Genomic DNA, 24,622 nt, shown 5'->3' with positions numbered 1-24,622 from the left:
GAGTTTGAGAGATGGCACACAAGAAGGGCGCGTCGTCCACCCGGAACGGCCGTGACTCGAACGCTCAGCGCCTGGGCGTCAAGCGCTTCGGTGGGCAGCTGGTGAACGCGGGCGAGATCATCGTCCGTCAGCGCGGCACCCACTTCCACCCCGGCGACAACGTCGGCCGCGGTGGCGACGACACGCTGTTCGCGCTGGCCGCGGGCCACGTGCAGTTCGGTGTCAAGCGCGGTCGCAAGGCCGTGAGCATCATTCCGGTCGCGGAGTAATTTCGCGGCTCTCGAAGTTGCACTAGGGGTGGATCGATCCGATCCACCCCTAGCTTTTTTTCTTGTACGTACTGGGGGAGAAGGTAATGCCGGACTTCGTGGACCAGGTGGTCCTGCACATCAGGGCCGGTGACGGGGGAAACGGCTGCGCCTCCATCCACCGGGAGAAGTTCAAGCCGCTGGGCGGGCCCGACGGCGGCAACGGCGGGCGGGGCGGTGACGTCGTCCTGGAGGTCGACCCGAACACCGCGACGCTGCTGGAATACCACCGGCGTCCGCACCGCAAGGCCGACAACGGCAAGCAGGGGCAGGGCTCCAACCGCGACGGCGCCAACGGCGGCGACGTGATCCTGGCGGTGCCCAACGGCACCGTGGTCAAGGACGCCCAGACCGGCGAGGTGCTGGTCGACCTGGTCGGCGCCGGCACCCGATACGTGATCGCGCAGGGCGGGCACGGCGGGCTCGGCAACGCCGCGCTGGCCAGCACCAAGCGCAAGGCCCCCGGTTTCGCGCTGCTCGGCGAGCCCGGCGACGGGCTCGACGTCATGCTGGAGCTCAAGAGCGTGGCCGACGTGGCGCTCGTCGGGTTCCCCAGCGCGGGCAAGTCGTCGCTGATCGCGGCGCTCAGCGCGGCCAAGCCGAAGATCGCCGACTACCCGTTCACCACGCTGATCCCGAACCTCGGGGTCGTCACCGCGGGCGAGACCGTGTTCACGGTCGCCGACGTGCCCGGGCTGATCCCCGGCGCCTCGCAGGGCAAGGGGCTCGGGCACGAGTTCCTGCGCCACGTCGAGCGGTGCGACATGCTCGTGCACGTCATCGACTGCGCCACCATGGAGCCCGGCCGCGACCCGGTCACCGACTACGAGGTGATCGAGGCCGAGCTGGCGGCGTACGGGAAACTCGAAGACCGGCCCCGCATGGTCGTGCTGAACAAGGCCGACGTGCCCGACGCGCGGGAGCTGGCCGAGCTGGTCAGGCCCGAGTTCGAGGCCAAGGGGCTGCAGGTGTTCACCATCTCGGCGGCCACGCACGACGGGTTGCGCGAGTTCACGTTCGCGATGGGCGAGTGGGTGGCCGCGGCCCGGGCGAACAAGCCGGTCGAGGAGCCGACCAGGCTGGTGATCCGGCCCAAGCAGCTCGGCGAGACCGGGTTCAAGGTGCGCCGGGTGAACGAGAACATGTTCCAGGTCACCGGCGAGAAGCCGGAGCGGTGGATCCGCCAGACCGACTTCACCAACGACGAGGCCGTGGGCTACCTGGCCGACAGGCTGGAGCGGCTCGGGGTCGAGGAAGAGCTGGTCAAGGCCGGGGCGAAGGCCGGGGCCGAGGTCGTGATCGGGCCCATGGAAGGCGGCTACGTCTTCGACTGGCAGCCGACGCTGCACGCGGAGTCGGTGCGCCAGGGGCCGCGCGGCACGGACAACCGGCTGGGGTAGCCGCCCTCGCCCGTCACGCGTCGGTGAGCGGCTTGCCGTAGACGGTGGAGCTGCTCCTGACCGTCATACCGGCCCGCTCGTACAGCGACAGCGCGCCGGTGTCCGAATGGGTCCAGAGCGTGCAGCCGCGCCGGCCGCCCTGGTGCAAGGCGTGGAACGCGGTACGCAGCAGCAGGCCCGCGATGCCCCGGCCGCGGTGATCGGCGCGGACGGCCACCCGGTCGACGTACCCCTCGTTCGTGCCGGGGGCGTCCAGGGACAACACCGCGCCGACCAGTTCGCCGCCGGCGAAGGCCAGCGGTGAGGCGGCGGGCGCGAAGGTGGGGCGGCCGACGGTCAGCCGCGCCCACTCCTGGTACGACTTGCGCCGCTGCTGCCAGGAGTCGAAGGCGTCCTCGGTCAGCAGGTACGCCGCCTGCTCGTCGCCCGGCTCGAACGGCCGCACGGTGATGCCCGGTGGCGGACCCGGTACCGCCGGCGCCGTGGGCAGCGCGATCTGCAGCAGCCACTGGGTGACGAACGCCGTGTAGCCGCGCGAGCGCAGCAGCAGCGTCGCCGCGTGATCCGCGTCCTGGATGGTCTGGGCGAGGCGCGGGCTGCCCAGCCGGCGTGCCCTGACCTCGGCCCAGCCGAGCAGCGCGCCGCCCAGCCCGAGCCCCCGATGGCGGGGGTGGACGTCGATCGCGCACCGCCGGCCCCGGTTCACCCAGGCGCGGGCGGCCGGGTTGCCATGCGGGTCGTGCACGAGCAGCGTGTCGGCGGCCAGGTCCAGGCCGGGACGCGCGAGGTCGGCGGTGATGGCGTCCTGGCCGGTCTCCGGCCGGCCGAGCAGGTCGTGCTCGGCGGCCGCGACCAGCCGGTGGATCGCCGGGGCGTCGGCGAGCGAGGCCGGCCCGGCCCGGAACCCGGCGGGCAACCTGAGGTCAGTCATGGGGAGGATTGTCCCCGACGACTCGCTCAGGCGGGCAGCAGGCGCATGAGTGTGTTGCGCGGCCCGGTCAGGCGGTGGCCGGCCAGCCGGGTCATGCGGCGCGACAGCGTCACCACGCGTTGCGCCGGCCTCCTGCGCTGGGCGTCGTACGCGCGCAGCGCCCCCGCCACCTCGTCCGCGGACTCCAGGCAGGCGGTGAGCGCGGCCGCGTCCAGCAGGGCCTGGCAGGCGCCCTGGCCGAGCGCCGGCGTCATGGCGTGCGCGGCGTCGCCGACCAGGGCGACGTTGCCGGTGACGAACGACTTCAGATGCGGTGCGAGGTCGTGGATCTCGTGCCGCAGCACGCCGTCCTCGCTCGCCTCGGCCAGGATCCGGGGGATCGGGTCGTGCCAGCCGGCGTAGCGCCGGCGCAGGTCGTCCAGGGTCTCGCGGTGGCCTTCCGGGGTCTGGACGGCGGCGTACCAGTTGCTGACACCCGGCTCCTGCGGCGTGATGCCGAACACCTGGCCGGGACCCCAGGTCTCGCCGTGGGCGGGCGGCTCGAACCCGGCGACGCCGCGCCAGGCCACGATGCCGCTGTAGCGGGGGCGTACGCCGGTGCCGAAGTAGGCGGCGCGGACCGTGCTGCGCAGCCCGTCGGCGCCCACCACCAGGTCGTGGTCCCGGCGCAGCGCCTCGGGGTCGGCGATCTTCGTGCCGGTCTCCACCGGGAGGTCGTGCGCGGCGGCGAGCAGGAGCTCCATCAGCGACGTCCTGGACAACATCAGCACCGGCGCCCCGCCCGCCCGCTCGATGCGTTCCAGCGGCAGGTCGGCGATGCGGCGGCCGCCCGGGGTGCGGATCTGCGCGTGCCGGTAGGGGATCGTGCGGTGGCGCAGCTCGTCGGCCAGCCCCAGCCTGGCGAGCGCGGCCTGCGCGTCGGGACGCAGGCCGAGCGCGGTGCCCTCGGGCCTGATCCGCGTCCAGCGCTCCAGCACGGTCACCTGCCAGCCGATACGGCGCAGCCCGACGGCGGTCGCCAGCCCGCCGATGCCCGCGCCGACGATGGCGGCGGTTCCCTTCATGGGTCATCCTCTCCTTGATCTACCCCAACTGTGGTACCACTGTTGTGGTAGATCGGGCAAGTCGCCATAATGAAGGCCATGGCGGAGAACCGGGACCGGCGCGACCTGCTGCGTGACGCGGCCATCGAGGTGCTGGCCGAGCAGGGCGGCAGAGGGCTGACCCACCGGGCCGTCGACCAGCGGGCCGGCCTGCCCGAAGGCACCGCCAAGAACTACTTCGCCAGCCGTGACGCGCTGCTGCAGGCCGCCGCCGAACGCTGCGTCGAGCGTTACTGGGCCGATCTGCGGCACGCGCAGTCGATCAGCGTCGACGGCCGCGACGGGCTGGTCGCGTTGCTGGCCGAGCTGGTCGAGCGGGCGCGCACGGTCAACCGCTCCCGCGTGCTGGCCTACGTCGAGCTGCACGCGGAGGCGGCGCGGCGACCGCGCGTGCGGGAGACGCTGGCCGAGCTCACCCAGGCCGATCTGGCGCTGCACCTGGAGTCGCAGCGGGCGGCCGGGCTGCCGGCCACCCGATCGGCCGCGGCCATGGTGACCATGTGCGTCAACACCGCGCTGACCTACCTGCTCACGCAGAGCCCGGAGACGCTCAAGGCGTACGGGCTGGACGACGTCCCCGCCTTCCTGCGCGGGCTCATCGACACGGCCTACCCCGCAGCGGCAACGTGACGATCATCAGTACGGCGATCGCCGCGAACCCGGCCGGATAGCCGACGGCCGGGAGCAACAGGCCGAAGCCCAGCGCGCCCACGCCCATCCCGGCGTCGTAGGCCAGGTTCCACAGCGCGCTGACCGTGCCCGTCTCGCCCCGCTCGAACATCAGCGTCAGCGTGGCGTTCTGCAGCACGCCGAACCCGGCGCCGAACAACGCCATGCCCGCCACCACCGTGATCGGGGCGTCCACCCAGATCTGCGCCGCGACGCCCGCGGCCGCGGCCAGGACGCCGGGCCCGAGCAGCCGGGCCGAGCCGTGCCTGTCACCGTGCCTGCCCGCCCAGTACCGGGCCACCGGCGTGGCGATCGACTGCGCCAGCAGCGCCAGCGAGGCCAGCTCGGGCGAGCCCGCCAGCGGCAGGAACGTCACCAGCACCCCGGTGGCCACCGTGACCGAGGCGAAGAGCACGGTGAGCCCCGCCAAGCCACTCAGCCCGGCCAGGCGACCCGGGGTCCTGGTGCGTACGGGCCTGGTGTCGGGCAGCGCGGGCCCAGCCGGCAGCCCAGCCGGCAGTACGGCCAGCAGCCCGGCCAGCGGGACGAGCCCGGCGGCGACCAGCACCGGGGTGAACCCGAGCGCGTCGCCCGCCCACAGGCCCAGCGGCAGCCCCAGCACCGAGGGGACGCCGACGGCCACGCCGTACAGGCCGAGACCTTCGCCGCGCCGCTCGTGCGGGGTCAGCTCGGCGGCCAGCGCGGTGCCGGCGACCACGAGCACGCCAAGACCGCCGCCGCGCAGCAGGCTCACCGCCAGCACCAGCGGCAGCGCCGGCGAGAGCGGCAGGACCAGCGCGGGCAGGCCGAGCAGCAGCAGGCCGAGCGCCAGCACCCGGCGGTAGCCGAGCCTGGCCAGCAGCCACGGCACCGCCAGCTCGGCCGCCACCGTGGCGGCCATCATCGCGCCGGTCGTCGCCCCCGCGCCGAACTCGCCCGCGCCGCCCTGTGCCGCGTACAGCGGGACCGTGGAGAACAGCAGGTAGAAGCCGAGCAGCCCGCTCACCGAGGCGATCATCATGTGGATCATCGAACGCGTCATCATGCCGACGACGCTGGCAAACCAGCCGGTCGCCGCACATCGGGCAGGATGCGTAGCGGCCTACGTAAAGCGGCCGCCGATAATGGGCGATGTGTTCGTCGGACGGAGGGCGGAGTTGGCCGCGCTGGCCGGCGCCTGGGCGCGGACGCCCGGTGCGGCGCTGGTCGTGGGCGAGGCCGGGATCGGCAAGTCCAGGCTGGTCGCCGAGTTCACCCGGCAGGTCGACGCCCTGGTGGTGGCGGGCGGCGCCGATCCGGGGAACGTGGCTTATGCGGCGTTCGTCCCGGTGTTGCGCAGGCTGGTGCGTGCTTACGGGCCCGAGCTGGTGCCCGGCGGCGGACGGCACGGGCTGGCCCGGCTGCTGCCCGAGCTAGGCGAGGCCGGCGAGCACCGGGACCTGGGCCGGGCGCGGCTGTTCGAGGAGGCGCTGCTGCTGGTCGAGCGCGCTGCCGAGCGCCGCCCGCTGGTGCTCGTGCTGGAGGACCTGCACTGGGCCGACCGGGCCGGCCGCGACCTGCTGGCGTTCCTGCTGCGGAACCTCACGCGGCCGGGCCCGCTGATCGTCGCGACCTCGCGCGAGCCGCTGCGGCTGCCCGGCGCGACGGTGATCAGGGTGCCGCCGCTCGCCACGGACGACGTGGCCGCGCTGCTCGGCCCCGACGCCGATCCCGGCGAGGTGGCGCGGATCGCCGCGCGCAGCGAGGGCAACCCGCTGTTCGTCGAGGCGCTGGCCGAGGCGGGCGGCGCGGCCGCGCGCACCCCGGCCTCGCTGCGCGAGCTGCTGCTGGCCGGGGCCGAACGTCTCGGGCGGGCGAGCCTCGACGTGCTGCGCGTGGCCGCCGTCGCCGGCCGCAGCACGCCGCACGAGGTGCTCAGATCCGTCGCCGGACTGGACGACCTGGCCCTGGACGACGCACTCCGGCCCGTCGTGTCGGCCAGGCTGCTGCTCGTCGACGGCGACGCGTACGTCTTCAGGCACGCCTTGATCCGCGACGCGGTCTACGAGGACCTGCTGCCGGGTGAGCGGCGCCGATTGCACGCCCGCTGCGCCGAGGCCTGGCCAGAACAGGCCGCCGACCACTGGTACGCGGCGGGCGACCGGCGGCGCGCCTTCGACGCCGCCTGGCGGGCGGGCCGCTGGGAACGCGTGCTCGACCTGTGGGATCCGGCCCACCCGGCGCCCGCCGACCACGCCGAGGTCCTGGCCCTGGCCGCCAGGGACGCGCTGCACGCCGGTGACGCCGTCCGCGCCGAGGAGCTCGCCACCCGGGCGCTCGGCGAGGTGGGCGACGACCCGCTGCGTGCCGCCCGCCTGCTGGAACTGCGCGTGGCGATCCGCGACCTGCTCGGCGAGGACGGGCTGGACGACCTGCGCCTGGCCGTCCGGCTGGCCCCGCGCGAGTCCAGGCTGATCGGCGCACTCGCCACCACCCTGTACTGGAACGGCCAGGACGCCGAGGCCCGCGCCCACGCCACGGCCGCGCTGGCGCTCGGCGACACGCCGTCGCTGGTCACCCTGGCCGCGCTCACCGCACTGGACGGCGACCTCGACGCCGCCGCCACCCTGTACGCCCGGGCCAGGGCGTCCGCGCCGGACGACGACACGCTGCTGATCTCCTACGCCGGCGAGGCCGACGTGCTGGAGGCCGCGGGCGAGCACGCCGGGGCCGAGGCGGCGGCCAGGCGCGGACTGGCCCAGGCCGAGCACCTGGGCATGGTGCGTTCGCGCGGCGCGCACCTGGCCTCGAACCTGGGCGAGACGCTGGTCTCGCTCGGCCGTCACCAGGAGGCACGCGCGGTGCTGGACGCGGCCCTGGCGCTCGACCCGCCGCCGATCCACCGGGCCTGGGTCCTCCTGGTCAGGGGCGCGGTCGCGCTCCTGGACGGCGAACCCGACGCGGCCGAGGACCTGCTCGGCCAGGCCAGGCCGCTCATGCGGGGCCGCTCGCGCGGCTACGACTCGTGCCTGGAGCCCGATCTGCTCGAAGCGAAGCTGGCCCTGGCCCGCGCCGACACCGGGCGGGCCGGGCGGCTGGTCGAGCACGTGCTGACGGAGCACGACCTGACGCTCAGCCGCCGCTACGCCTGGCCGCTGCTGGTGGTGGCGGCCAGGCTGGGCCGGATACACGTGGCGCCCGCGGGCATCGCGACGACCGGGCTGGTGCAGCGGGCCCACCGGGCCACGTTCGAGGCCGAGTGCGGGGGTTCGTGGGCGGCGGCGGTGGCCGCGTGGCGGGCGGTCGGTCAGCCGTACGCGCTGGCGCAGGCCCTGGTCAGGGCGGCCGGCCAGGACCGGGCGGCGGCCGGGGACTCGCTGCGTGAGGCGGCCGCGATCGCCGAGCGGATCGGCTCGCCGCCGCTGCGGCGTGAGGTCGCGGCGGCGGCCGCGGCGGCGCGGGTCAGCCTGGCGGGCGATCCCGGGTTGTCGCCGCGCGAGCTGGAGGTGCTGCGGCTGGTGGCCGAGGGGCTGAGCAACAGGCAGATCGCCGAGCGGCTGTTCATCTCGGCCAGGACCTCGGGCGTGCACGTGTCGAACATCCTGGCCAAGCTGGGCGTGGCCTCCCGGGTGGAGGCCGCCGCGCTGGCCCGCCGCGACGGGGTCGTCTGACGCCGCCGCTTCAGTCGTCGACTGAAGCGCCTCGGTCGCGGAAGAGGAGCCAGAAGGCGCGCCTTGGTCGCAGGAGAAGCGCCTCAGTCGCGGAAGAGCCGCCAGAAGGCGAGCGCTGTCTCGTGCGCGGGCCGCGGACGCGGCGCGGTGATCCAGTGCGCGACGACGCCGCACAGCGCCCCCGCCAGGTAGGCCGCGTGCAGCTCGACCGGCACGTCGCCGTGGCCCGACGGCCGGTTGCCCTCGGCGAAACGCCTGGTCAGCTCGGTGGTCAGCCGTTCGCGCAGGCCCACGGCGAGCCTGGCGCTGCCGTGCGCGTCGAGCATCCGCGCGTACAGCGGCGCCTGGGCCGCCACGTGCTCGAACAGCTCGGCCAGCGGCGGCGGCACGACGTCGCGCGGGGCGTCGAACGGGCACAGCCCGGCCGCCTGGACGATGCGGACCATGGCGTCCTCCATCGCGTCGGTGACCAGGCTGTCGAGGTCGGGGTAGTGCTGGTAGACCGTGGCGCGGTTGATCTCGGCCCGCTTGGCCACCGCCGACATGGTGATGTCGGCCAGGTCGTGGTCGGCCGACAGGTCGAGGATGGCGGCCCGCAGCCTGGCCCGGGTGCGCTGCACGCGCGGATCGTCCACGTTCACGGCCGCCACTCTACCGCACAGGCCGACAGGTGTTGCTTAAACGACAGTTGTCGATTATCTTGTTCGCTATGCGAATCGAAATCTGGGCGGACATGATCTGCGCGTGGGCCGGCATCGGCAGGCGGCGGCTGGAGAGCGCGCTGGCGGCCTGGGACGGTGAGCCGGTCGAGGTGGTGTGGCGGCCGTACCTCATCGACCCGTCGGCGCCCGCCGTCGCCACCCCGATGGAGGAGCTGCTGCGCGACCCGGCGGCCGACGAAGCGCTGCGGGCCTGCGCGCCCGGGCTGACCCCGGCGGGGAACCGGGTGCGCGTCTCCGAGGTCGCCGCCGGTGAGGGGATCGCGCCGTGGACCGGCTCGGCCTGGCGTACCAGGAGCCACGACGCGCACCGCCTGATCGTGCTGGCCCACGAGCACGGCGGCGCGGCGCTGCAGGACGCCGTGGCACAGCAGGTGCTCGCGGCCGTGTTCAGCAGGGGCGAGGACATCGGCAGCCCCGACGTGCTGGCGCACGCGGCCCGGGCGGCCGGCTTCGATCAGGGCCCCGGGCTGCTGGCCCACGGCGACGGCGCCGACGAGGTGCGCGAGCTGCTGCTCGTCGGCAAGGCACGGGGCGTGGCCACCTCGCCCACCTTCGTCGTCAACGGGCTGGCCCTGGCCGGCGCGCAGTCGTCCGCGACGATCCTGGCGTTCCTCACCGAGGCCGCCGGGCACGTCCAGCGGCGGCTGCCCGCCGAGGTCGAGCGGCTCAGGCACGCCGAGTCCCTGCTCGACCGGCGCGACCCGCTGGGCGCGCTCACCCTGCTCAAGCCGCTGCTGGCCGAGCACGGCGAGGACCGCGGCCTGCGCCTGCTGGCCGCCCGCGCCTACTACGCCTCCGCCCAGCTCGGCCGGGCCGCCGCCGCGCTGACCGAGCTGGCCGCGCAGACGCCGGACGACTCCTACGTCCGGCACCTGCTCGGGCGCACGCTGCAGCGGCAGGGCAAGGCCGAGCAGGCCGCCCCGCACCTGGCCATGGCCGCCGCCATGACCCCCGAATACGCCGGCTGACCGGCGGCAGCCCCGGCCTGTGCGGGTGTGGGCGGGCCTGGCACAGTGGCCGCATGCGTTTGATCAAGTACGGCCACGCCTGCGTCCGCCTGGAGGTCGGCGACCGGGTGCTCGTCATCGACCCGGGCGTGTTCACCGAGGCCGAGGCGCTCGACGGGGCCACGGACGTCCTGGTGACCCACGAGCACCCCGACCACCTCGACGCCGACAAGCTCGCGGCGGCCCGCCTGCGCGAGCCGGCGCTGCGCGTCCACCTGCCGCAGGCGGCCGCCGCCGAGGTCCCCGAGCTCGGCGACGCCCTGGTCCCGGTCGAGCCGGGGCAGCGCTTCACCGCGGCCGGGTTCGGCGTCGAGGTCGTCGGCGGCAGGCACGCCGAGATCTACGACGGCCTGCCCGGCTGCGCCAACGTCGGCTACCTCGTCGAGGGCGACGTCTATCACCCGGGTGATTCGCTGTTCGTCCCGAGCTCGCCGGTGACGACGCTGCTCGTGCCCGCCGCCGCGCCCTGGCTCAAGCTGGCCGAGGCGCTGGACTTCGTCCGCGCGGTGCGGCCGGCCCGCGCGTTCCCCATCCACGACGCCACGCTGAACGACCTGGGCCGCGACTATTTCGCGCAGTGGATGGAGTTCAAGGGCGAGACCGCTTACCTGGACATCGCGACAGGGGAGTCGGCGGCCCTCGGATAGGGTTCAGGGCGTGCGAGATCGGATCAGCTCAGCGTCGAGGGTCGTCGTCAAGATCGGCTCCTCCTCGCTCACCACCCCCCAGGGCACGATCGACGTGGACCGGGTCGACGCCCTGGTCGACGTGCTGGCCTCGCGGCGGCGCACCGGGACACAGATCGTCCTGGTGTCGTCGGGCGCGATCGCGGCGGGCCTCGGCCCGCTCGGGCTGTCGGCGCGACCACGCGACCTCGCCACGCAGCAGGCGGCGGCCTCCGTCGGCCAGGGGGTGCTGGTCGCCCGCTACACCTCCTCCTTCGCCAGGTACGGCCTGCGCGTCGGCCAGGTGCTGCTGACCGCCGACGACATGATGCGCCGCGCGCACCACGCCAACGCCCAGCGCACCCTGGCCAGGCTGCTGGAGCTGGGCATCATGCCCATCGTCAACGAGAACGACACCGTCGCCACCGACGAGATCCGCTTCGGCGACAACGACCGGCTGGCCGCGCTCGTCTCCCACCTGATCCACGCCGACGCGCTGGTGCTGCTGTCCGACGTCGACGCGCTCTACGACGGCCCGCCCAGCCGGCCGGGGTCGCGGCGGCTGGCCGAGATCCGCGGTCCCGAAGACCTGGTCGGCGTCGAGCTGGGCAAGAACGGCGCGGCGGTCGGCACCGGCGGCATGATCACCAAGGTGCAGGCGGCCAGGATCGCCACCGGCGCCGACGTGCCCGTCGTGCTCACCGCCGCCGCGCACGCCGCCCAGGCGCTGGCCGGGGCCGACGTCGGCACCTACTTCCACCCCGGCGGCCGCCACCCGGGCACCCGGCTGCTCTGGCTCGCCCACGCCACCACCGGCCGCGGCCGGCTCATCCTCGACCAGGGCGCGGTCGAGGCGATCGTGGGCCGGCGCAAGTCGCTGCTGCCGGCCGGGGTGACCTCGGTGGAGGGCGACTTCGCCGCCGGCGACCCGGTCGACCTGTGCGGGCCGCGGGGCGGCGTGGTGGCCAGGGGGCTGGTCAACTTCGACGCCACCGAGATCCCCGGCCTGCTCGGGCGCTCCACGCGGGAGCTGGCCAGCGCGCTCGGTCCGGAATATGAACGCGAGCTGATTCACCGCGACGACATCGTCATACTGGAGAGCCACGGCTGACCCGCCGGCGAGGGGCGCGCGACGTCCCGCTCCCGATCGAGGAGCGCCGCCGGGCGGCGATCACTGGAGTGACGAGGGAAGATCGGGGCTCGAAGAGCCCGGAGCAGCGGAGCGGAGCGGAGCCATGACAACGGAGTTCCTGGAGGTTGCCCACGCGGCACGAGAGGCCGCCGCCGAGCTGGCCCCACTGCCGCGGGCGCCGAAGGACCGGGCTTTGCGTGCCGTCGCCGACGCCCTGGTCGCGCACGCCGCCGAGATCGTCGAGGCCAATGCCGAGGACGTCGAGCGGGCCAGGGCCCAGGGCACGTCCGAGGCGATGATCGACCGGCTGCGGCTCGACGAGACCAGGATCGCCGCCATCGCCGAGGCCGTGCGCCAGGTCGCCGACCTGCCCGACCCGGTGGGTGAGGTGGTCCGGGGCTCCACGCTGCCGAACGGCCTGGAGCTGCGCCAGCTCAGGGTGCCGCTGGGCGTGATCGGCATCATCTACGAAGGCCGGCCGAACGTCACCGTCGACGCAGCCGCGCTCTGTCTCAAGAGCGGCAACGCGGTGCTGCTGCGCGGGTCGTCGAGCGCGTACTCGTCCAACACGGCGCTGGTGAAGATCATGCAGGCGGCGCTGGCGGAGACCGAGGTGCCGTCCGGCGCGGTGCAGCTCGTGCCCGGCCAGACCCGCGACTCGGTCAAGGCGCTCATGCGCGCCCGGGGCCTGGTCGACGTGCTCATTCCGCGCGGCGGCGCGTCCCTGATCAACTCGGTGGTCGAGGAGTCCACCGTGCCGGTGATCGAGACCGGCGTCGGCAACTGCCACGTCTACGTCGACGCCGACGCCGACGTGGAGCTGGCCGTGCAGATCCTGGTCAACGCCAAGGCGCAGCGGCCGTCGGTGTGCAACGCGGCCGAGACGTTCCTGGTGCACGCGGACGTGGCCGGCGCGTTCGTGCCGCGGGCGCTGGCCGCGCTGGCCGAGGCGGGCGTGACCGTGCACGGCGACGCGCGCATCGCCAGCCACGGCGAGGTCGTGCCGGTCACCGACGACGACTTCTTCACCGAATACCTCTCGCTCGACATCGCCGCCGCCGTCGTCGACTCGCTGGAGGAGGCGGTGGCGCACATCAGGAAGTACGGCTCGGGCCACACCGACGCCATCGTCACCCGGTCGCAGCGGGCCGCGCGCCGCTTCGTGTCGCTGGTCGACTCGGCGGCCGTGGCGGTCAACGCGTCCACCAGGTTCACCGACGGCGGTGAGTTCGGGTTCGGCGCCGAGATCGGCATCTCCACCCAGAAGCTGCACGCCCGCGGCCCGATGGGCCTGCCCGAGCTGACCTCCACCAAGTGGGTCTACACCGGTGAGGGGCAACTGCGCACGTCAGAGGGCACCGTGATGGCGAGCTGCGATTGCGACTGACCGGCGTGTCGGCCTGACCGGCCCCGTACCGGGTGGTTTGACTGGGAGGCATGGAGATTGTCATCGCTCTCGTCTTCTCGGCCGCCGTGCTGTTCGGCGCCGACCGCCTGCTGCTCTGGCTGGAGGCCCGCGGGCACGTCAACTGGCGCAGGAAGGGGCGCAAGGATCTGTCGGACGAGCCCACCGGCGAGTTCGACAGCATGCTCTCCGACCGTTCGCGGCGATAAACCCGCGCGGGTTCCGGCGTGCCGCAGGCGTCAACCGTCGCCCCAGCGCTAGGGTTGTGTCCCTTATGGGCGCGCCGAGCGGGGAGGGACGGTGAGCAAGCTCGGCAAGGTCGGGCCGTACACCTTGGTCGAGCGGCTGGGCCGTGGCGGCATGGGCGAGGTCTACCTCGCCAGCGCCCGCCGTGGCGAGCGCGTCGCACTCAAGGTGCTGCACGACCTGGCACAGGACGAGACCTCCCGCATCAGGCTTGAGCGTGAGGTCCGCGCGCTGCGCCGGGTCGAGAGCCCGTACGTGGCGAAGGTGCTCGACGCCGATCTGAGCTGTGACCGGCCCTACCTGGTCATGGAGCACATCGAGGGCGCCACCCTCCTCGACCTGGTACGCCAGAGCGGCCCCCTCGACGTGGCCGACCTGGTCGACATGGCGCAGGGCATCGCCGCCGCGCTGGCCATCATCCACGCGGCCGGGGTGGTGCACCGCGACCTCAAGCCGGGCAACATCCTCATGGGCTCGACCGGTCCGGTGCTCATCGACTTCGGCATCGCGCAGGTGCTCGACGCCACCCGGCTGACCATGACCGGCACGTTCCTCGGCACGCCCGGCTACACCGCGCCCGAGATCTTCGCCGACGAGCACGTCGACTCGCCCGCCGACGTCCACGCCTGGGGCGCCACGGTGGCGTTCGCCGCCACCGGCCGGCCCACGTTCGGCCGCGGCACCGCCGAGGCGCAGATGTACGCGGTGCTGAACGGCCAGGCCGACCTCAAGGGGGTGCCGGTCGCGCTGCTGCCTCTGGTGCGGGCCGCGCTCAACCGCGAGCCGAGCAAGCGGCCCACCGCCGCGATCCTCGCCGACCGGCTGTCTCGGCTGGCCAAGGCCACCAGCACGCCCGAGCCCGAGCCGCCGGCCCCGGCCCGCGCCGCCGCCGCGGTGGTGGCCGAGGAAGGCAAGGGCACGGCGGTACGCAGCCGCGCCGACGAGGGACGCGCCCGCCCGGGCGGCGCCGACGGCAAGGTGCCCGCCCCGCGCACCAGGACGAACCAGGACGGCAAGGCCGCCACGTCACGTGGCCGCTCGAACCCCGAAGGCAAGCAGCCCGCCGCCCGTGCCAGGACGAACCAGGACGGCAAGGTGCCCGCCCCCCGTGGCCGGACGAATCCGGAGGGCAAGGTCACCGCCGCTCGTCCACGCACGAGCACGGACGCCAAGCCCGCCGTACGCGGGCGCACGAGCGGCGAGTCGACCGGGCCGCGCGCTCGTCCGAGGACCCCGGCCAAGCAGCAGGCCAAGCCGACCGCCGGGCGCAGGAGCGGGCTGCGTACCGAGGCGCCCACCACGCTGCCGGCCGGCAACGGCGCGTTGTTGCTGCTGGCGGTGCTGGCCGTGCCGTGCGTGGTGACGTCGGTGATCTGGCCGATCGCCTCCATCGCCATCACGGCCGCGTTCGTGGTGGTGACCAGGTCGTTGTGGATGAGCCACTGGCTGGTCAGGAACCGCAGCGCGCGGCGCACCAGGATCGCGTTGCGGGTGTTGTCGTTCCCGTTCGCCCTGACCGGGGCTGCGGCGACGGCCGTGGTGTGGCCGGGCGTGCCGGTGGCCGTGGCCTCCGGCGGCGCGCTGTGGGCGACCGGCGGCGGTCAGATCACCTCGGACTGGTGGCAGCAGCCCGCGCCCGTCACCGTGGCCGGCGTGGTGTTCGGCATGTTGTGCGGGGCCGTCAGCGGGCGCGAGATCGAGCGGATCGGCGGGCGGCTGCCCGAGCTGCGCAGGGAGGGGCTGCGCGCACTGGCCGTGCTGGGCGGGTTCGTCGCCCTGTGCGCGGCGGCAGTGCGCGCGATCGCTCTCCTGCTCTGACCTGCGCCGACCTGCTTGGCGGGGTCAGCCCTGGCCGCCGTCGCGGCGCGAGAAGCGGTTGAAGATGCGCTCGCCCGCGTTGACGGCGCCTTCGGCCACGTCGCGCAGCACGCCGATGAACGGGTCTTGCGACTGGGCCCAGGAGGCCCGGTACGACTCGGCCGCGGCCTTGATCTCGTCGGTGACCCTGGCGTCGGCGTCGTCCTCCCTGCGCGGGTAGTCGCCGCCGAGGATGCGCTCGTACTCGCCGCCGCGGTGCCACTTGTCCAGCTCGGCCACGCGCACCACGGCGAACGGGTGGGTGGTGCCGAGCAGGTTGAGCACCTTGAGGAAGCCGTCGCGCAGGTCGCCGGCGGTGTCGTATTCCTGGTACTGCTCCAGGAACGCCTCGATGTTCATCTCGTGGGTGTAGTCGCCGCCGGCCAGCTTCATCAGCGCGCGCTTGGCCGCCTCGGGGTTCTGGCCCGTCAGCAGGCCGCCGCGGTCGGAGGACAGCTCGGACTTGCGGTACCACTCCTCCAGGCCCGCCACGATCGCGCGCAGGCCGATGTAGCCGAGCGGGATCCACGCGACGCGGGTGGCCAGGCGGGTGAGGATGTCGAGCATCGTCCGGTAGACCGCGTGACCCGACAGGATGTGCGAGGTCTCGTGGCCGATGACGAAGCGCTGCTCCTCCTCGTTCATGAGGTTGAGCAGCCCGGTGGTCACGACGATGAACGGGTCGTCGAAGCCGATGGCCTTGGCCTGGACCTGCGGGTCCTGCTGGACGTAGATCTCGGGGATCCGGTGCAGGTCGAGGATGTAGGCGGCGTCGCGGCCCATGTCGTACAGGGAGCGGAACTGGGTCTCGCTCACGCGTACGGCGGAGGCGAGGTACATCAGGCGCAGTCGTCGTTCGCTGATGAGGCCGGACATCTGCTTGAGAACGGTGTCGAACCCACTCAACTTACGCAGAGCGACCAGGGCGGACCGGTCTGCGGGGTGTTCGTAGGCTCGGGACGAGATGCCGGGCAGTTGGACGCGATTGCGGTCCGGGGTGGTCGTCATGCCCGGCATGCTACGTCCGCCACGGAAGTGATGCGCGGTCATCAACGAAGGGGGGTGGCATCATGTTGGGATACTGAGTCCGCGTAAGGTCCGTTTCATGATGAACGCGCCTGGTGTCCAGGGGAAGCGACGCGTGGGTGTTATGGGCGGTACGTTCGACCCCATTCACCACGGTCACCTCGTCGCGGCCAGCGAGGTGGCCCACCATTTCAACCTCGACGAGGTCGTCTTCGTGCCCACGGGACGCCCGTACCAGAAGGCCGAGCGCGAGGTCTCCGCGGCAGAGGACCGCTACCTGATGACCGTGATCGCGACGGCGTCCAACCCCCGCTTCTCGGTGAGCCGGGTGGACGTGGACCGGCCGGGGCCGACGTTCACCATCGACACGCTGCGTGACATCTCCGAGATCTACGGGCCCGAGGCGGAGCTGTACTTCATCACCGGCGCCGACGCGCTCGGGGCCATCCTGGGCTGGCAGGACGCCGACGAGCTGTTCGAGCTGGCCCACTTCGTCGGCTGTACCCGTCCTGGGCACACCCTGCACGACCCGGGGCTGCCCGAGGGGCGCGTGACCCTGCTGGAGATCCCGGCGCTGGCCATCTCCTCGTCGGAGTGCCGGCAGCGGGTGGCCAAGGGGGAGCCGATCTGGTACCTGGTGCCCGACGGGATCGTCCAGTACATCAACAAGCGCGGTCTCTACAGCTAGGGGGCTGTTCGCGGCCGTTGGGTGGCCGTGGGTGCGCTCACTGCGGGTCCGGGGGCGTTGCGTGGGGCGTGTAGCGGCGGGCCACCTCGTGGAAGGCGGCCTTGGGCGTCCAGCGTCCCGGGTCGGCCGGATCTGTCTTGACCAGGCCGAACCCGGCCATGTCCAGGTCGGCGCGCGGATCCGGGCGATGGGGGAAGTCGCGCATGGCGAAGGTGAACACGAAACAGCCGTGCACGCCGTGCCGGTCGTAAAGTTCGATCAGCTCGGACAGGTAGCGCGCCTGGGTGCGTTCGTCCCGTACGTGGCCGTCCCTGACCCGGGGCGGGTTCGCGAACCAGTTGACGATCATGAACGAGCCCGGGCCGCGCAGATCGGCCCCGATGTGCGCGCCGCAGCCGAATTCGGTGATCACCACCGGCTTGCCGGCGTCTCGCAGCAGGCCGAGCAGCCGTGCCTGGTACGCCGCCGGGTCCGGGCCCATCCGGTAGAGGTTCACGCCGGCGAGGTCGAAGGCGGACCAGTCGACGTCCTCCCAGTAGCCGGCCGCGTACGTGATCGGGCCGTGGAAGTCCCTGCGGGCGGTGGCCAGGGCCTCGCCGAGCAGCGCGTTCAGCTTGCGCGTGATGCGCCGTCTGAACAGGTGCCCCCAGCGGATCAGGACCCGCAGCCGGACGAGGACGCCCGGCCCGGGGACCATGCCTGACGTGGTGACCGACAGTTCCGTGCCGAGGACGAGCGTGACCCGGCCCGGATGACGCGCCCGCAGCTCCTCGGCCGCGACGGCCGTGCGGGCGAGCCTGGCGAGGAGCTCGGCGCGGGAGCGGCCGGACAGGTCCGGCCGGAGATGGACGTCGAGCCCGGCCTCCAGCGCGGCCTCGGCGGCGGCGACCTGGGCCGCGTGGTCCGAGGCGATCAGCATGACGGTGGTGCAGTGCAGATCTCGCCTGATCGCCCGCAGATCGCGCCGCACGGCCTCGGCGGGCACGCCGTCGCAGACGTACGAGATGCCCTTGATCTTCACCCCGCCCACGGCCTCGACCCTACCGAGGGGCGGGCGGCGGTGGGTGTGCGCAAGTGCCCGCTCACCAAGTCGTCATATTTGCCCTAATAACCGGACGAATCGGTGAAGGTTCGGGACACTCGCCGATACTCAGAGGTGGGGTGTCGGTCCGGAAGGGTAACCTCAAGGTAGGGCAGTCAACTCAGGAGGATAGACCCGCATCGTGACCGCATCTGACAGAGCCGTCCAGCTCGTCCGCATCGCCGCAGAGGCGGCCGCCGACAAGCTGGCCGATGACATCCTCGCCTACGACGTCAGCGAGCAGCTCGTCATCACCGACGCTTTCCTGCTCTGCTCCGCCACCAACGACCGCCAGGTACGCGCCATCGTCGACGAGATCGAAGACCGCCTGCGCATCGAGGCGGACGCCAAGCCCGTGCGCCGCGAGGGCGAGCGCGAGGGCCGCTGGGTGTTGCTCGACTACATCGACATCGTCGTACACGTCCAGCACGAGGAAGACCGCACCTTCTACGCGCTCGAGCGCCTGTGGAAGGACTGCCCGGCCATCGGCCTTCCCGAGAGCGTGCTGCAGTCCAACATCCAGCGGGCGCGCACTTGAGCAAGCGCATCGTCTGCCTCAGGCACGGGCAGACCCTGTGGAACGTCGAACATCGCTTCCAGGGGCACTCCGACATCCCGCTCGACGAGACCGGCCTCGCCCAGGCGGCCAGGGCCGGCTCCCTGCTCGCGTCGCTGCGGCCGACCCTCATCGTCTCCTCCGACCTGCGGCGGGCCAACGACACCGCGCTCGCGCTCGGCCGTCTCGTCGGGCTCGACGTGGCCGTCGACAAGGACTTCCGCGAACGCGGCGGCGGCCAGTGGGAAGGCCTGACCCGCGACGAGATCGCCGCCCAGTGGCCCGAGGAGTACGCGGCCTGGGAGGCGCCCGACGGCGAGCCGGTGACCGAGGTGGCCGCCCGGGTGGCCGGGGCCATGCGGCGCTGGGCCGCCAGACTCGACGACGACGGCCTGCTCGTCGTGGCCTCGCACGGGGCCGCGCTGCGGCTGGGCATCTGCGAGCTGCTGGGGCTGCCTGAGCCGCTGTGGTCGGCGCTGGGCGGGCTGGGGAACTGCTCGTGGTCGGTGCTGGAGGAAGGGCGGCGGGGGTGGCGGCTGGTGGAGCACAACGCGGGCACGCTGCCTGAGCCGATCAGCAGCGACGACCGTCCGGACGCGGAGGTCTGACGGGTCGCGCGGCTGGGTGGCTCGGTTGCGGGTGGCTCGGCTGTGGAGTGTTGTTGAGGCGGGTTTGTGTTTGGCGCGGGTTCGGGGTGGTTTTGGGCGGTTGGGGAGCGTTGGGCCGAGTGGCGGCAGGTGAGTGGCGGCGGGTGACCGTTGTCGGGCAGGTGCTGTCAGCCCAGCGTTGTTGGGCGGGTGCTGAGGGGTAATCGCTGACGGGCAACCGTTGTCGGCAACAGCTGACGGGCAACCGTTGTCGCCAACGGCGGTTGGACAACCGCCGTTGGGCAACCGTTGTCACCGGGCGCTGTCGTGTCGGCAGAATGCGGTCGGCGCTGTCGGGCGGGTGCTGAGGGGTATCCGCTGACGGGCAACCGTTGTCACCGGGCGCTGTCGTGTCGGCAGGGTGCGGTCGGCGCAGCGCGGGTCGGGCGGTGCCAACGGGTAACCCGCTGTTGGGCAGCTGCCGTCGGGTAACCGCTGCCGGGCAACTGCCGTCGGGCAACCTTTGTCGGCGGGCGCTGTCGGGGCGACCGCTGTGGTGGGGTGACCGCTGGGGCGAGTTGCGCTGCCGGGTGACCGTTCTTGGCCGAGCCGCGCCGCCGGGTGACCGCTGGGCGACCAGGGTGTCGGCGGCTCCTGTCGGCACGACGACCCACCGATCGGGCCTCGCTCCAGCAGCCAGGTGCGCCACTCACGTCGGCGGAACCAACGCCCGCCGACACTCACCCGAGCCCGCAGCGCCCAGCCAGCCGTTGCCTAGCGCGCGGAGACCGTCGCCGACCGCGCGGAGACCGTGGCCGGCCGAGCGGTCACCCGGCCGTCGCCGTTCGCCCAGCCGTCGCCGTTCGCCCAGACCGCCGTGGGTGTCGCGCCGAACAGGACCCGGTGGTTGATGGCGCGCGACTGGTTGGTCGGTCGATGGGCCGAACCGCGGCCGTAACCCGTAGCCGCAGCCGTGACTGCGGCTCTGACCGCGACCGTGGCCGCGGCTGTGATCGCGACCGTGGCCGTGACCTGGCCAGACGGTTGCTTGTGTCCTGCGCTGTCTTGGGCGGCCGGAACCCACGCGCGCGCGTTCAATGACCTGAGAGCGCCACACGAGGAGGCGTGGCCGTCGCGGAAGCGGAAGCGGAGGCGTTTGCGGTGGCTGTAGCGGTGGCGGAGTCAGCGTGAGGCGTCGACGTCAGCCTGCGGTCGGCATTGGCCCGGGCATGGACGTCGGTCCGGGCGCGGGTATGGACGTCGGTGTGAGCGCTGACATGGGCGGCGGCAGGGACGCCCCGATGGGCGGCGGCCGGAGTGGTGATATGCAGGTTGCTGCTGTCGTTGTAGTTCTTGAGCGTGATGGCACTGGCGGCGCGCTCGGTCATCCTTTTGATCATGTTTTTCCCCGGCATGTACGGCAAAAGCCGCATCATCTGATTACGCGTCCAGATCTGGGACCTCTTCTGCGGAACCAGGTACTTGTCCGCCCCCTTGGCCTGGCTCTGGCACGTAGCGATATATGGGCGCATGAGCGTCTCGTACGCCGAGAACGCCGCCCGATGGTCACCCCGGGCCGAGGTCAGCTCTCCCGCCAGCACGTACGCCCCGATCACTCCCAACCCCGTACCCATCCCGCCGGGCCCGGGTGCGTAACCCGCGTCGCCGACCAGGACGACGCGTCCCGCCGCGTACCGATCGAGCACGAGCTGGCAGGCGGGGGCGAAGTAGAAGTCGACGGCCTCGTCCATGGCCGCCAGCAGTTCGGGCACCCGCCAGCCGAGCCCGTCGAACGCGCGTGAGATCAGCGCTCGTTGCGCGGCCGGGTCGCGGTGGTCGTAGTCCAGGGGAGGAGAGGCGAAGTCGAGCGAGGCCCGGGTGCCCTGGATCGTGGCGCAGCGACCGGGGACGCTGTACATCCGGCCCTGGCTGCCGGTGCCGAGTTCGTCGGGCACGGTGAAGATCGCGCCGTACAGGCCCAGGTGGACGGGCTCCACCGGCGGGAACGCCAGCTCGCGTACCTTCGATCGCACCCCGTCCGCGCCGACGACTAGGTCGAACGTCCGCGTCGGCGACCGCTCGAACGTGACGTGCACGCCGTCCCCGGTCTCGGTGAGCGTGGTGATGGAGTCGCCGAAGATGTACTCGGTGCCGGGCAATGAGGCCTCGTACAGGATGCGCGACAGGTCGCCGCGCAGGATCTCCACCTCACCGCCGAACACCTCGGCGGGCAGGCTCGACAACCGTCGCCCCGCGGCGTTGACGATGACTATGTCACCCATTCCGGTCGCCGCCGCCCTGACGGTCGGCAGCATGCCCATGCGGTCGAGCACGTCCAACTGCGGCGCGCCACGGAAGTCCACCGCCTGACCGCCGGGGCGCAGCGCAGGGGCCCGCTCGACGACTGTGGGACGAAATCCGTACCTGGCCAGCCAGTAGGCGAGTGCGGGTCCGGCCACGCCGGCGCCGGAGATCAGGATGTTCTGGTTGCGCATAGTGCGGCTCGCTCTCCAGTGCGGTGGTGTACGTCGTACGCGAACCATAGGATCGCGCCACTTTCCAGGCAATACTCGGGAGTCCCGCACTAGTGCACCGAGTGGCCGCCACGTGGTTGGATGGCAGGAGGTGCACTAGGACAGAACCGCACCAGAACCGCACCCGGACCTGGATCGGGATCATGGCTGGGACCAACCCCAACCCTGGGATCCAGGCTCGAAACCGGAACTGGAACCGGAACCTGGGGCCTGGGCCGGGACCGAGCCGCGAGCCTCGTTCCGGGGCCAGCGCCTGGACCTGAATCCCCGGCCCGGAGCTCCGGACCTGGCGCTCCGGACCTGGACCTGAAGCCGCCGACCTGGAACCCCGGACCTGGAGCCGCGGACCCGGGCCTGGAATCCCGGACCTGAGCCTGGAACCCGCAGACCTGGAACGGCGGACCTGGAACCGCGGACACGGAACCCGGATCCTCGGACTCGGGACCCCGGACCTGGACCTGGACCTGGAACCCGCGGACCTGGAACCCGCGGACCTGGAACGCGGGCCCGGAACCCCGGGCCCCGGACCCGGGAACCAGGACCCGGGAACCAGGACCCGGAACCGGAACCCGGGAACCAGGCCCGGGACCGAGCTGCGAACCCAGGCCCGGTGCCCGGAGCCAGGCGTGGCAGGGGTTGGCGAACGACCGAAACGAACGAGACGGGAGTGATGCAGGAATGCCAGAGAGACCAGGCATGTCCTCGAGACCATCGACGGCATCGACGGACCGATCCGACGCGCCATACCTCCGAATCGTCGAGGAACTGCGGAAACGCATCGCCACCGGCGAACTGGCCGCAGGTGACAAACTGCCATCCACCCGGCAGATCACCCGAGACTGGGGGGTCGCCATGGCCACCGCGACCAAGGTGCTCAGCCGGCTGCAGGAGGAAGGGCTGGCCCGTGCCGTACCCGGGGTAGGCACCGTGGTCACCGGCCGCGACCAGGACCCGCCCGCACGCCCTCCGCAGGACCTCGCCAGGCAGCGCATCGTCCGCGCCGCCATCCAGATCGCCGACGGTGAGGGCCTGCCCGCCGTCTCCATGCGCCGCCTCGCGACCGAACTCGGCGTCTCCGCGATGTCGCTGTACCGGCACGTCGCGGGCAAGGACGAACTCGTCCACCTCATGGCCGACGCCGCCTACGCCGGGGATCCGCTGCCCGCCCGGCCACCCCGCGGCTGGCGCGCCCAGGTGGAGCTGTCGCTACGCCTGCAGTGGCGCATCTACCGCCGCCACCCCTGGCTCGCCCAGGCCATCTCGCTGACCAGGCCGGAGTTCGTCCCTGGCGGCATGGCGCACACCGAGTGGCTGCTGCGCGCCGTGCACGGCCTCGGGCTCGACCCCAACGCCATGCTGCACGTCACCGTGTCGCTGGCCAACTTCGTCCGCGGTACGGCCGCCAGCCTCGAACCCGAAGAACAGGCCCGCACCGACACCGGCCTCACCGACGACGAGTGGATCCAAACCCGCGAACCCGACCTGACCGCCCTGTTCGCCGACGGCGCGTACCCGACGCTGGCCGGCGTCCTGATGAGCCCGGACCTGAACCTGGACCTGGACTCGCTGTTCGAGTTCGGCCTGAACCGCCACCTGGACGGCCTCGCCGTCCTCCTGGCCAGAACCCGAGACGGCGGGACCCGCACCAGAGCGCCATACGGATCACATGCAACGAGGACTCGCGGCTGAGCGGCGCGTTGGTGCGGCTGGATGGGGCTGCCGGAGCCTATGGCGTTCTCGGCCTGGGGCCTCCCTTGGGGCTGGTCGTGGAGACGGGAGGTGGGTCGCTGGTGGTGAGACGAGTGCCGTTCTGACGGGCGTCCTGGCGGAGGAGGTGGCTAGGAGTGGCCCCGCCGTCCCTAGCCAGAAGTAGGAGAGGTGTGCGGGGGAGTCGCGGCGGTGAGGCAACAGGCGTTCGGACGACGAATCGGGGCGTGCGGGGGAGCCATGACGGTGAGCAACAGGCGTCAGACGACAAATCGAGTACGCACGGCAGCTTTCGGCCTGGCTAGCCGGATGACAACGCGACAGCGTGGCGGCGAAGTCGCAACTTCCCGAATGGGAACCGGCAGGGCGTTGTGCGAGGGGCATCAGGCGAGTGGGGTATCGGGCGAGATCGTGCAAGGGGTATCGGGTGAGGGTGTCGGCCAAGATGGCGTCGGGCGAACGGGTGTCGGCCAAGATGGCGTCGGGCGAACGGGTGTCGGGCGAGAGGGTGTCGGCCAAGAAGTGGGCGGGGTGAGCGTCTGTGGGTGTTCATGGAACGTGCATGAGCGTCCAGGGAACGCCTGTGGGCGTCTGTGTGCAGATCGGGCGGAGGGTTGAACGAGTAGGCGGGGCGGGCGCGATTATGCGAATGGGTCCAGATGGCTATATGCTCTCGGAGCGCCGCAACGGGAGGACTCGAGGCGGTGACCAGGGGCTATAGCGCAGTTGGTAGCGCGCCTCCATGGCATGGAGGAGGTCTGGGGTTCGAATCCCCATAGCTCCACACAAACAGAACCGCCTCTGTCTCGTCGAACTATCGACGGGCAGGGGCGTTTTTTCGTTCACCTGATGATGCACCCCCCACGGACCCTGCGCCCCCATGGGCCATCGAAGTCGGATCCTCAGCCAGGTCTCCTACAAGCGCCTCGTCATCTCCTACGCCGTTGTCCTCCTGCTCTTGTTCATGGGATGGCGCAGGATCGCGGGAGGTGTCCGGGATTGTGAGAAGCGGTCTGAGGGGTGGGGTGGCCTCGGTCGTGGGGATTCGGGTGTGCGGTTGCTGTAGGTAAAGCATCGCTCACGGTTGGCTTCGGATGCCTTCACGGCAAGGGGGCTTGAACGGGGGGCGTGATGTGCTCGAAGAGGGTGTGCGTGCGGCAGGCCCATCTCCGGGACGGGCGTGGTGGTCGATCGAAGTAGACCGCTTGGGTCGACCACTACGCCCGCCGTGTCACCTCATGCAAGACGCCTCTCGCCGCAACCAGTCGGACCATCGCCAGCCTCGCCCGCCTGACCATGGGGAGGGCCGAGGGGAGGGAAGGCTTGGGGAACGGAAACGGCCGATGGG

The 24,622-nt window shown here is 72.3% G+C and carries 21 protein-coding genes and 1 tRNA gene; 15 read left to right on the top strand and 7 right to left on the bottom strand.

Translation table 11 applies throughout. The annotated features are described in order from the left end of the window. The first annotated feature begins 11 nt into the window (after nucleotides 1–11). Nucleotides 12–269, top strand: a complete 258-nt coding sequence (gene rpmA / locus HII36_RS24500) for a 50S ribosomal protein L27 (RefSeq protein WP_173525583.1) — start codon at nucleotides 12–14, stop codon at nucleotides 267–269. Nucleotides 270–355: 86 nt separating this feature from the next. Further along, the gene (gene obgE / locus HII36_RS24495) at nucleotides 356–1,708 is read left to right on the top strand and encodes a GTPase ObgE (RefSeq protein WP_173525582.1); all 1,353 of its coding nucleotides are present in this window, start codon (nucleotides 356–358) and stop codon (nucleotides 1,706–1,708) included. A gap of 13 nt (nucleotides 1,709–1,721) precedes the next feature. Here the strand turns inward: obgE and HII36_RS24490 are convergent, their stop codons facing one another. Together HII36_RS24490 and HII36_RS24485 are read right to left on the bottom strand one after the other, a co-directional pair. Further along, nucleotides 1,722–2,639, bottom strand: a complete 918-nt coding sequence (locus tag HII36_RS24490) for a GNAT family N-acetyltransferase (RefSeq protein WP_173525581.1) — start codon at nucleotides 2,637–2,639, stop codon at nucleotides 1,722–1,724. A gap of 26 nt (nucleotides 2,640–2,665) precedes the next feature. Continuing rightward, entirely contained in the window at nucleotides 2,666–3,703 is a 1,038-nt protein-coding gene (locus tag HII36_RS24485; protein ID WP_173525580.1) for an FAD-dependent monooxygenase, read from the bottom strand. Nucleotides 3,704–3,781: 78 nt separating this feature from the next. Between HII36_RS24485 and HII36_RS24480 the strand changes: the two genes are divergently transcribed. Further along, complete coding sequence (locus tag HII36_RS24480; protein ID WP_173525579.1) at nucleotides 3,782–4,372, top strand: TetR/AcrR family transcriptional regulator; 591 nt, start codon at nucleotides 3,782–3,784, stop codon at nucleotides 4,370–4,372. Here HII36_RS24480 and HII36_RS24475 read toward each other — a convergent pair. After that, nucleotides 4,338–5,456, bottom strand: coding sequence for an MFS transporter (locus tag HII36_RS24475; RefSeq protein WP_173525578.1), 1,119 nt, complete (start codon nucleotides 5,454–5,456; stop codon nucleotides 4,338–4,340). The genes HII36_RS24480 and HII36_RS24475 overlap by 35 nt on opposite strands. Before the next feature lie 88 nt (nucleotides 5,457–5,544). Between HII36_RS24475 and HII36_RS24470 the strand changes: the two genes are divergently transcribed. Further along, on the top strand, nucleotides 5,545–8,061 hold the full coding sequence (locus HII36_RS24470) for an ATP-binding protein (protein WP_173525577.1): 2,517 nt from the start codon (nucleotides 5,545–5,547) through the stop codon (nucleotides 8,059–8,061). Between the two features lie 83 nt (nucleotides 8,062–8,144). Here the strand turns inward: HII36_RS24470 and HII36_RS24465 are convergent, their stop codons facing one another. Then, nucleotides 8,145–8,702: a TetR/AcrR family transcriptional regulator gene (locus tag HII36_RS24465; protein ID WP_173525576.1), complete on the bottom strand. Its 558-nt coding sequence runs from the start codon at nucleotides 8,700–8,702 to the stop codon at nucleotides 8,145–8,147. Between the two features lie 68 nt (nucleotides 8,703–8,770). On the opposite strand from HII36_RS24465, the gene HII36_RS24460 reads away from it, so the two are divergent. From HII36_RS24460 to HII36_RS24435, 6 genes are all read left to right on the top strand, one after another. Further along, nucleotides 8,771–9,751 (top strand): DsbA family oxidoreductase, encoded by a 981-nt coding sequence (locus tag HII36_RS24460; RefSeq protein ID WP_173525575.1) that lies wholly within the window; start codon nucleotides 8,771–8,773, stop codon nucleotides 9,749–9,751. 53 nt (nucleotides 9,752–9,804) lie between these two features. Further along, complete coding sequence (locus HII36_RS24455; protein WP_173525574.1) at nucleotides 9,805–10,437, top strand: MBL fold metallo-hydrolase; 633 nt, start codon at nucleotides 9,805–9,807, stop codon at nucleotides 10,435–10,437. 10 nt (nucleotides 10,438–10,447) lie between these two features. After that, nucleotides 10,448–11,566, top strand: coding sequence for a glutamate 5-kinase (proB, locus tag HII36_RS24450; protein ID WP_328807859.1), 1,119 nt, complete (start codon nucleotides 10,448–10,450; stop codon nucleotides 11,564–11,566). Nucleotides 11,567–11,690: 124 nt separating this feature from the next. Next, nucleotides 11,691–12,974 carry a glutamate-5-semialdehyde dehydrogenase gene (locus tag HII36_RS24445; protein WP_173525573.1) on the top strand — a complete coding sequence of 428 codons (1,284 nt, stop codon included), beginning with the start codon at nucleotides 11,691–11,693 and terminating at the stop codon, nucleotides 12,972–12,974. A 50-nt stretch (nucleotides 12,975–13,024) separates the two neighbouring features. Further along, nucleotides 13,025–13,201 (top strand): hypothetical protein, encoded by a 177-nt coding sequence (locus tag HII36_RS24440; RefSeq protein WP_173525572.1) that lies wholly within the window; start codon nucleotides 13,025–13,027, stop codon nucleotides 13,199–13,201. A gap of 91 nt (nucleotides 13,202–13,292) precedes the next feature. Then, complete coding sequence (locus HII36_RS24435) at nucleotides 13,293–15,056, top strand: serine/threonine-protein kinase (RefSeq protein ID WP_173525571.1); 1,764 nt, start codon at nucleotides 13,293–13,295, stop codon at nucleotides 15,054–15,056. Between the two features lie 24 nt (nucleotides 15,057–15,080). Here HII36_RS24435 and HII36_RS24430 read toward each other — a convergent pair whose 3' ends face one another. Next, on the bottom strand, nucleotides 15,081–16,112 hold the full coding sequence (locus HII36_RS24430; RefSeq protein WP_173525570.1) for a M48 family metallopeptidase: 1,032 nt from the start codon (nucleotides 16,110–16,112) through the stop codon (nucleotides 15,081–15,083). An 88-nt stretch (nucleotides 16,113–16,200) separates the two neighbouring features. Here HII36_RS24430 and nadD point away from each other — a divergent pair, with 88 nt between their 5' ends. Next, nucleotides 16,201–16,809, top strand: a complete 609-nt coding sequence (nadD, locus tag HII36_RS24425) for a nicotinate-nucleotide adenylyltransferase (protein WP_173525569.1) — start codon at nucleotides 16,201–16,203, stop codon at nucleotides 16,807–16,809. A gap of 37 nt (nucleotides 16,810–16,846) precedes the next feature. Here nadD and HII36_RS24420 read toward each other — a convergent pair whose 3' ends face one another. Continuing rightward, on the bottom strand, nucleotides 16,847–17,839 hold the full coding sequence (locus HII36_RS24420; RefSeq protein WP_217369900.1) for a hypothetical protein: 993 nt from the start codon (nucleotides 17,837–17,839) through the stop codon (nucleotides 16,847–16,849). A 193-nt stretch (nucleotides 17,840–18,032) separates the two neighbouring features. Here HII36_RS24420 and rsfS point away from each other — a divergent pair, with 193 nt between their 5' ends. Both rsfS and HII36_RS24410 read left to right on the top strand, forming a co-directional pair. Next, a complete protein-coding gene (rsfS, locus tag HII36_RS24415) occupies nucleotides 18,033–18,428 on the top strand; it encodes a ribosome silencing factor (RefSeq protein ID WP_173525568.1) in 396 nt (131 codons plus the stop codon). Continuing rightward, nucleotides 18,425–19,054 carry a histidine phosphatase family protein gene (locus HII36_RS24410; protein ID WP_173525567.1) on the top strand — a complete coding sequence of 210 codons (630 nt, stop codon included), beginning with the start codon at nucleotides 18,425–18,427 and terminating at the stop codon, nucleotides 19,052–19,054. Before rsfS ends, HII36_RS24410 begins: the two co-directional genes overlap by 4 nt. 1,073 nt (nucleotides 19,055–20,127) lie before the next feature. Here the strand turns inward: HII36_RS24410 and HII36_RS24405 are convergent. Then, on the bottom strand, nucleotides 20,128–21,528 hold the full coding sequence (locus tag HII36_RS24405) for an FAD-dependent monooxygenase (protein ID WP_173525566.1): 1,401 nt from the start codon (nucleotides 21,526–21,528) through the stop codon (nucleotides 20,128–20,130). A gap of 717 nt (nucleotides 21,529–22,245) precedes the next feature. On the opposite strand from HII36_RS24405, the gene HII36_RS24400 reads away from it, so the two are divergent. Next, nucleotides 22,246–23,256: a GntR family transcriptional regulator gene (locus HII36_RS24400; protein WP_328807858.1), complete on the top strand. Its 1,011-nt coding sequence runs from the start codon at nucleotides 22,246–22,248 to the stop codon at nucleotides 23,254–23,256. 729 nt (nucleotides 23,257–23,985) lie between these two features. Next, a tRNA-Ala gene (locus tag HII36_RS24395) sits at nucleotides 23,986–24,058 on the top strand. Nucleotides 24,059–24,622: the final 564 nt, after the last annotated feature.

Source organism: Nonomuraea antri, from assembly GCF_013283785.1.
In the GTDB taxonomy this organism is placed as follows: Bacteria; Actinomycetota; Actinomycetes; order Streptosporangiales; family Streptosporangiaceae; genus Nonomuraea; species Nonomuraea antri.
The sequence above is the reverse complement of the archived record's forward strand: the minus strand, read 5'-3'. Positions and strand labels throughout refer to the sequence as shown.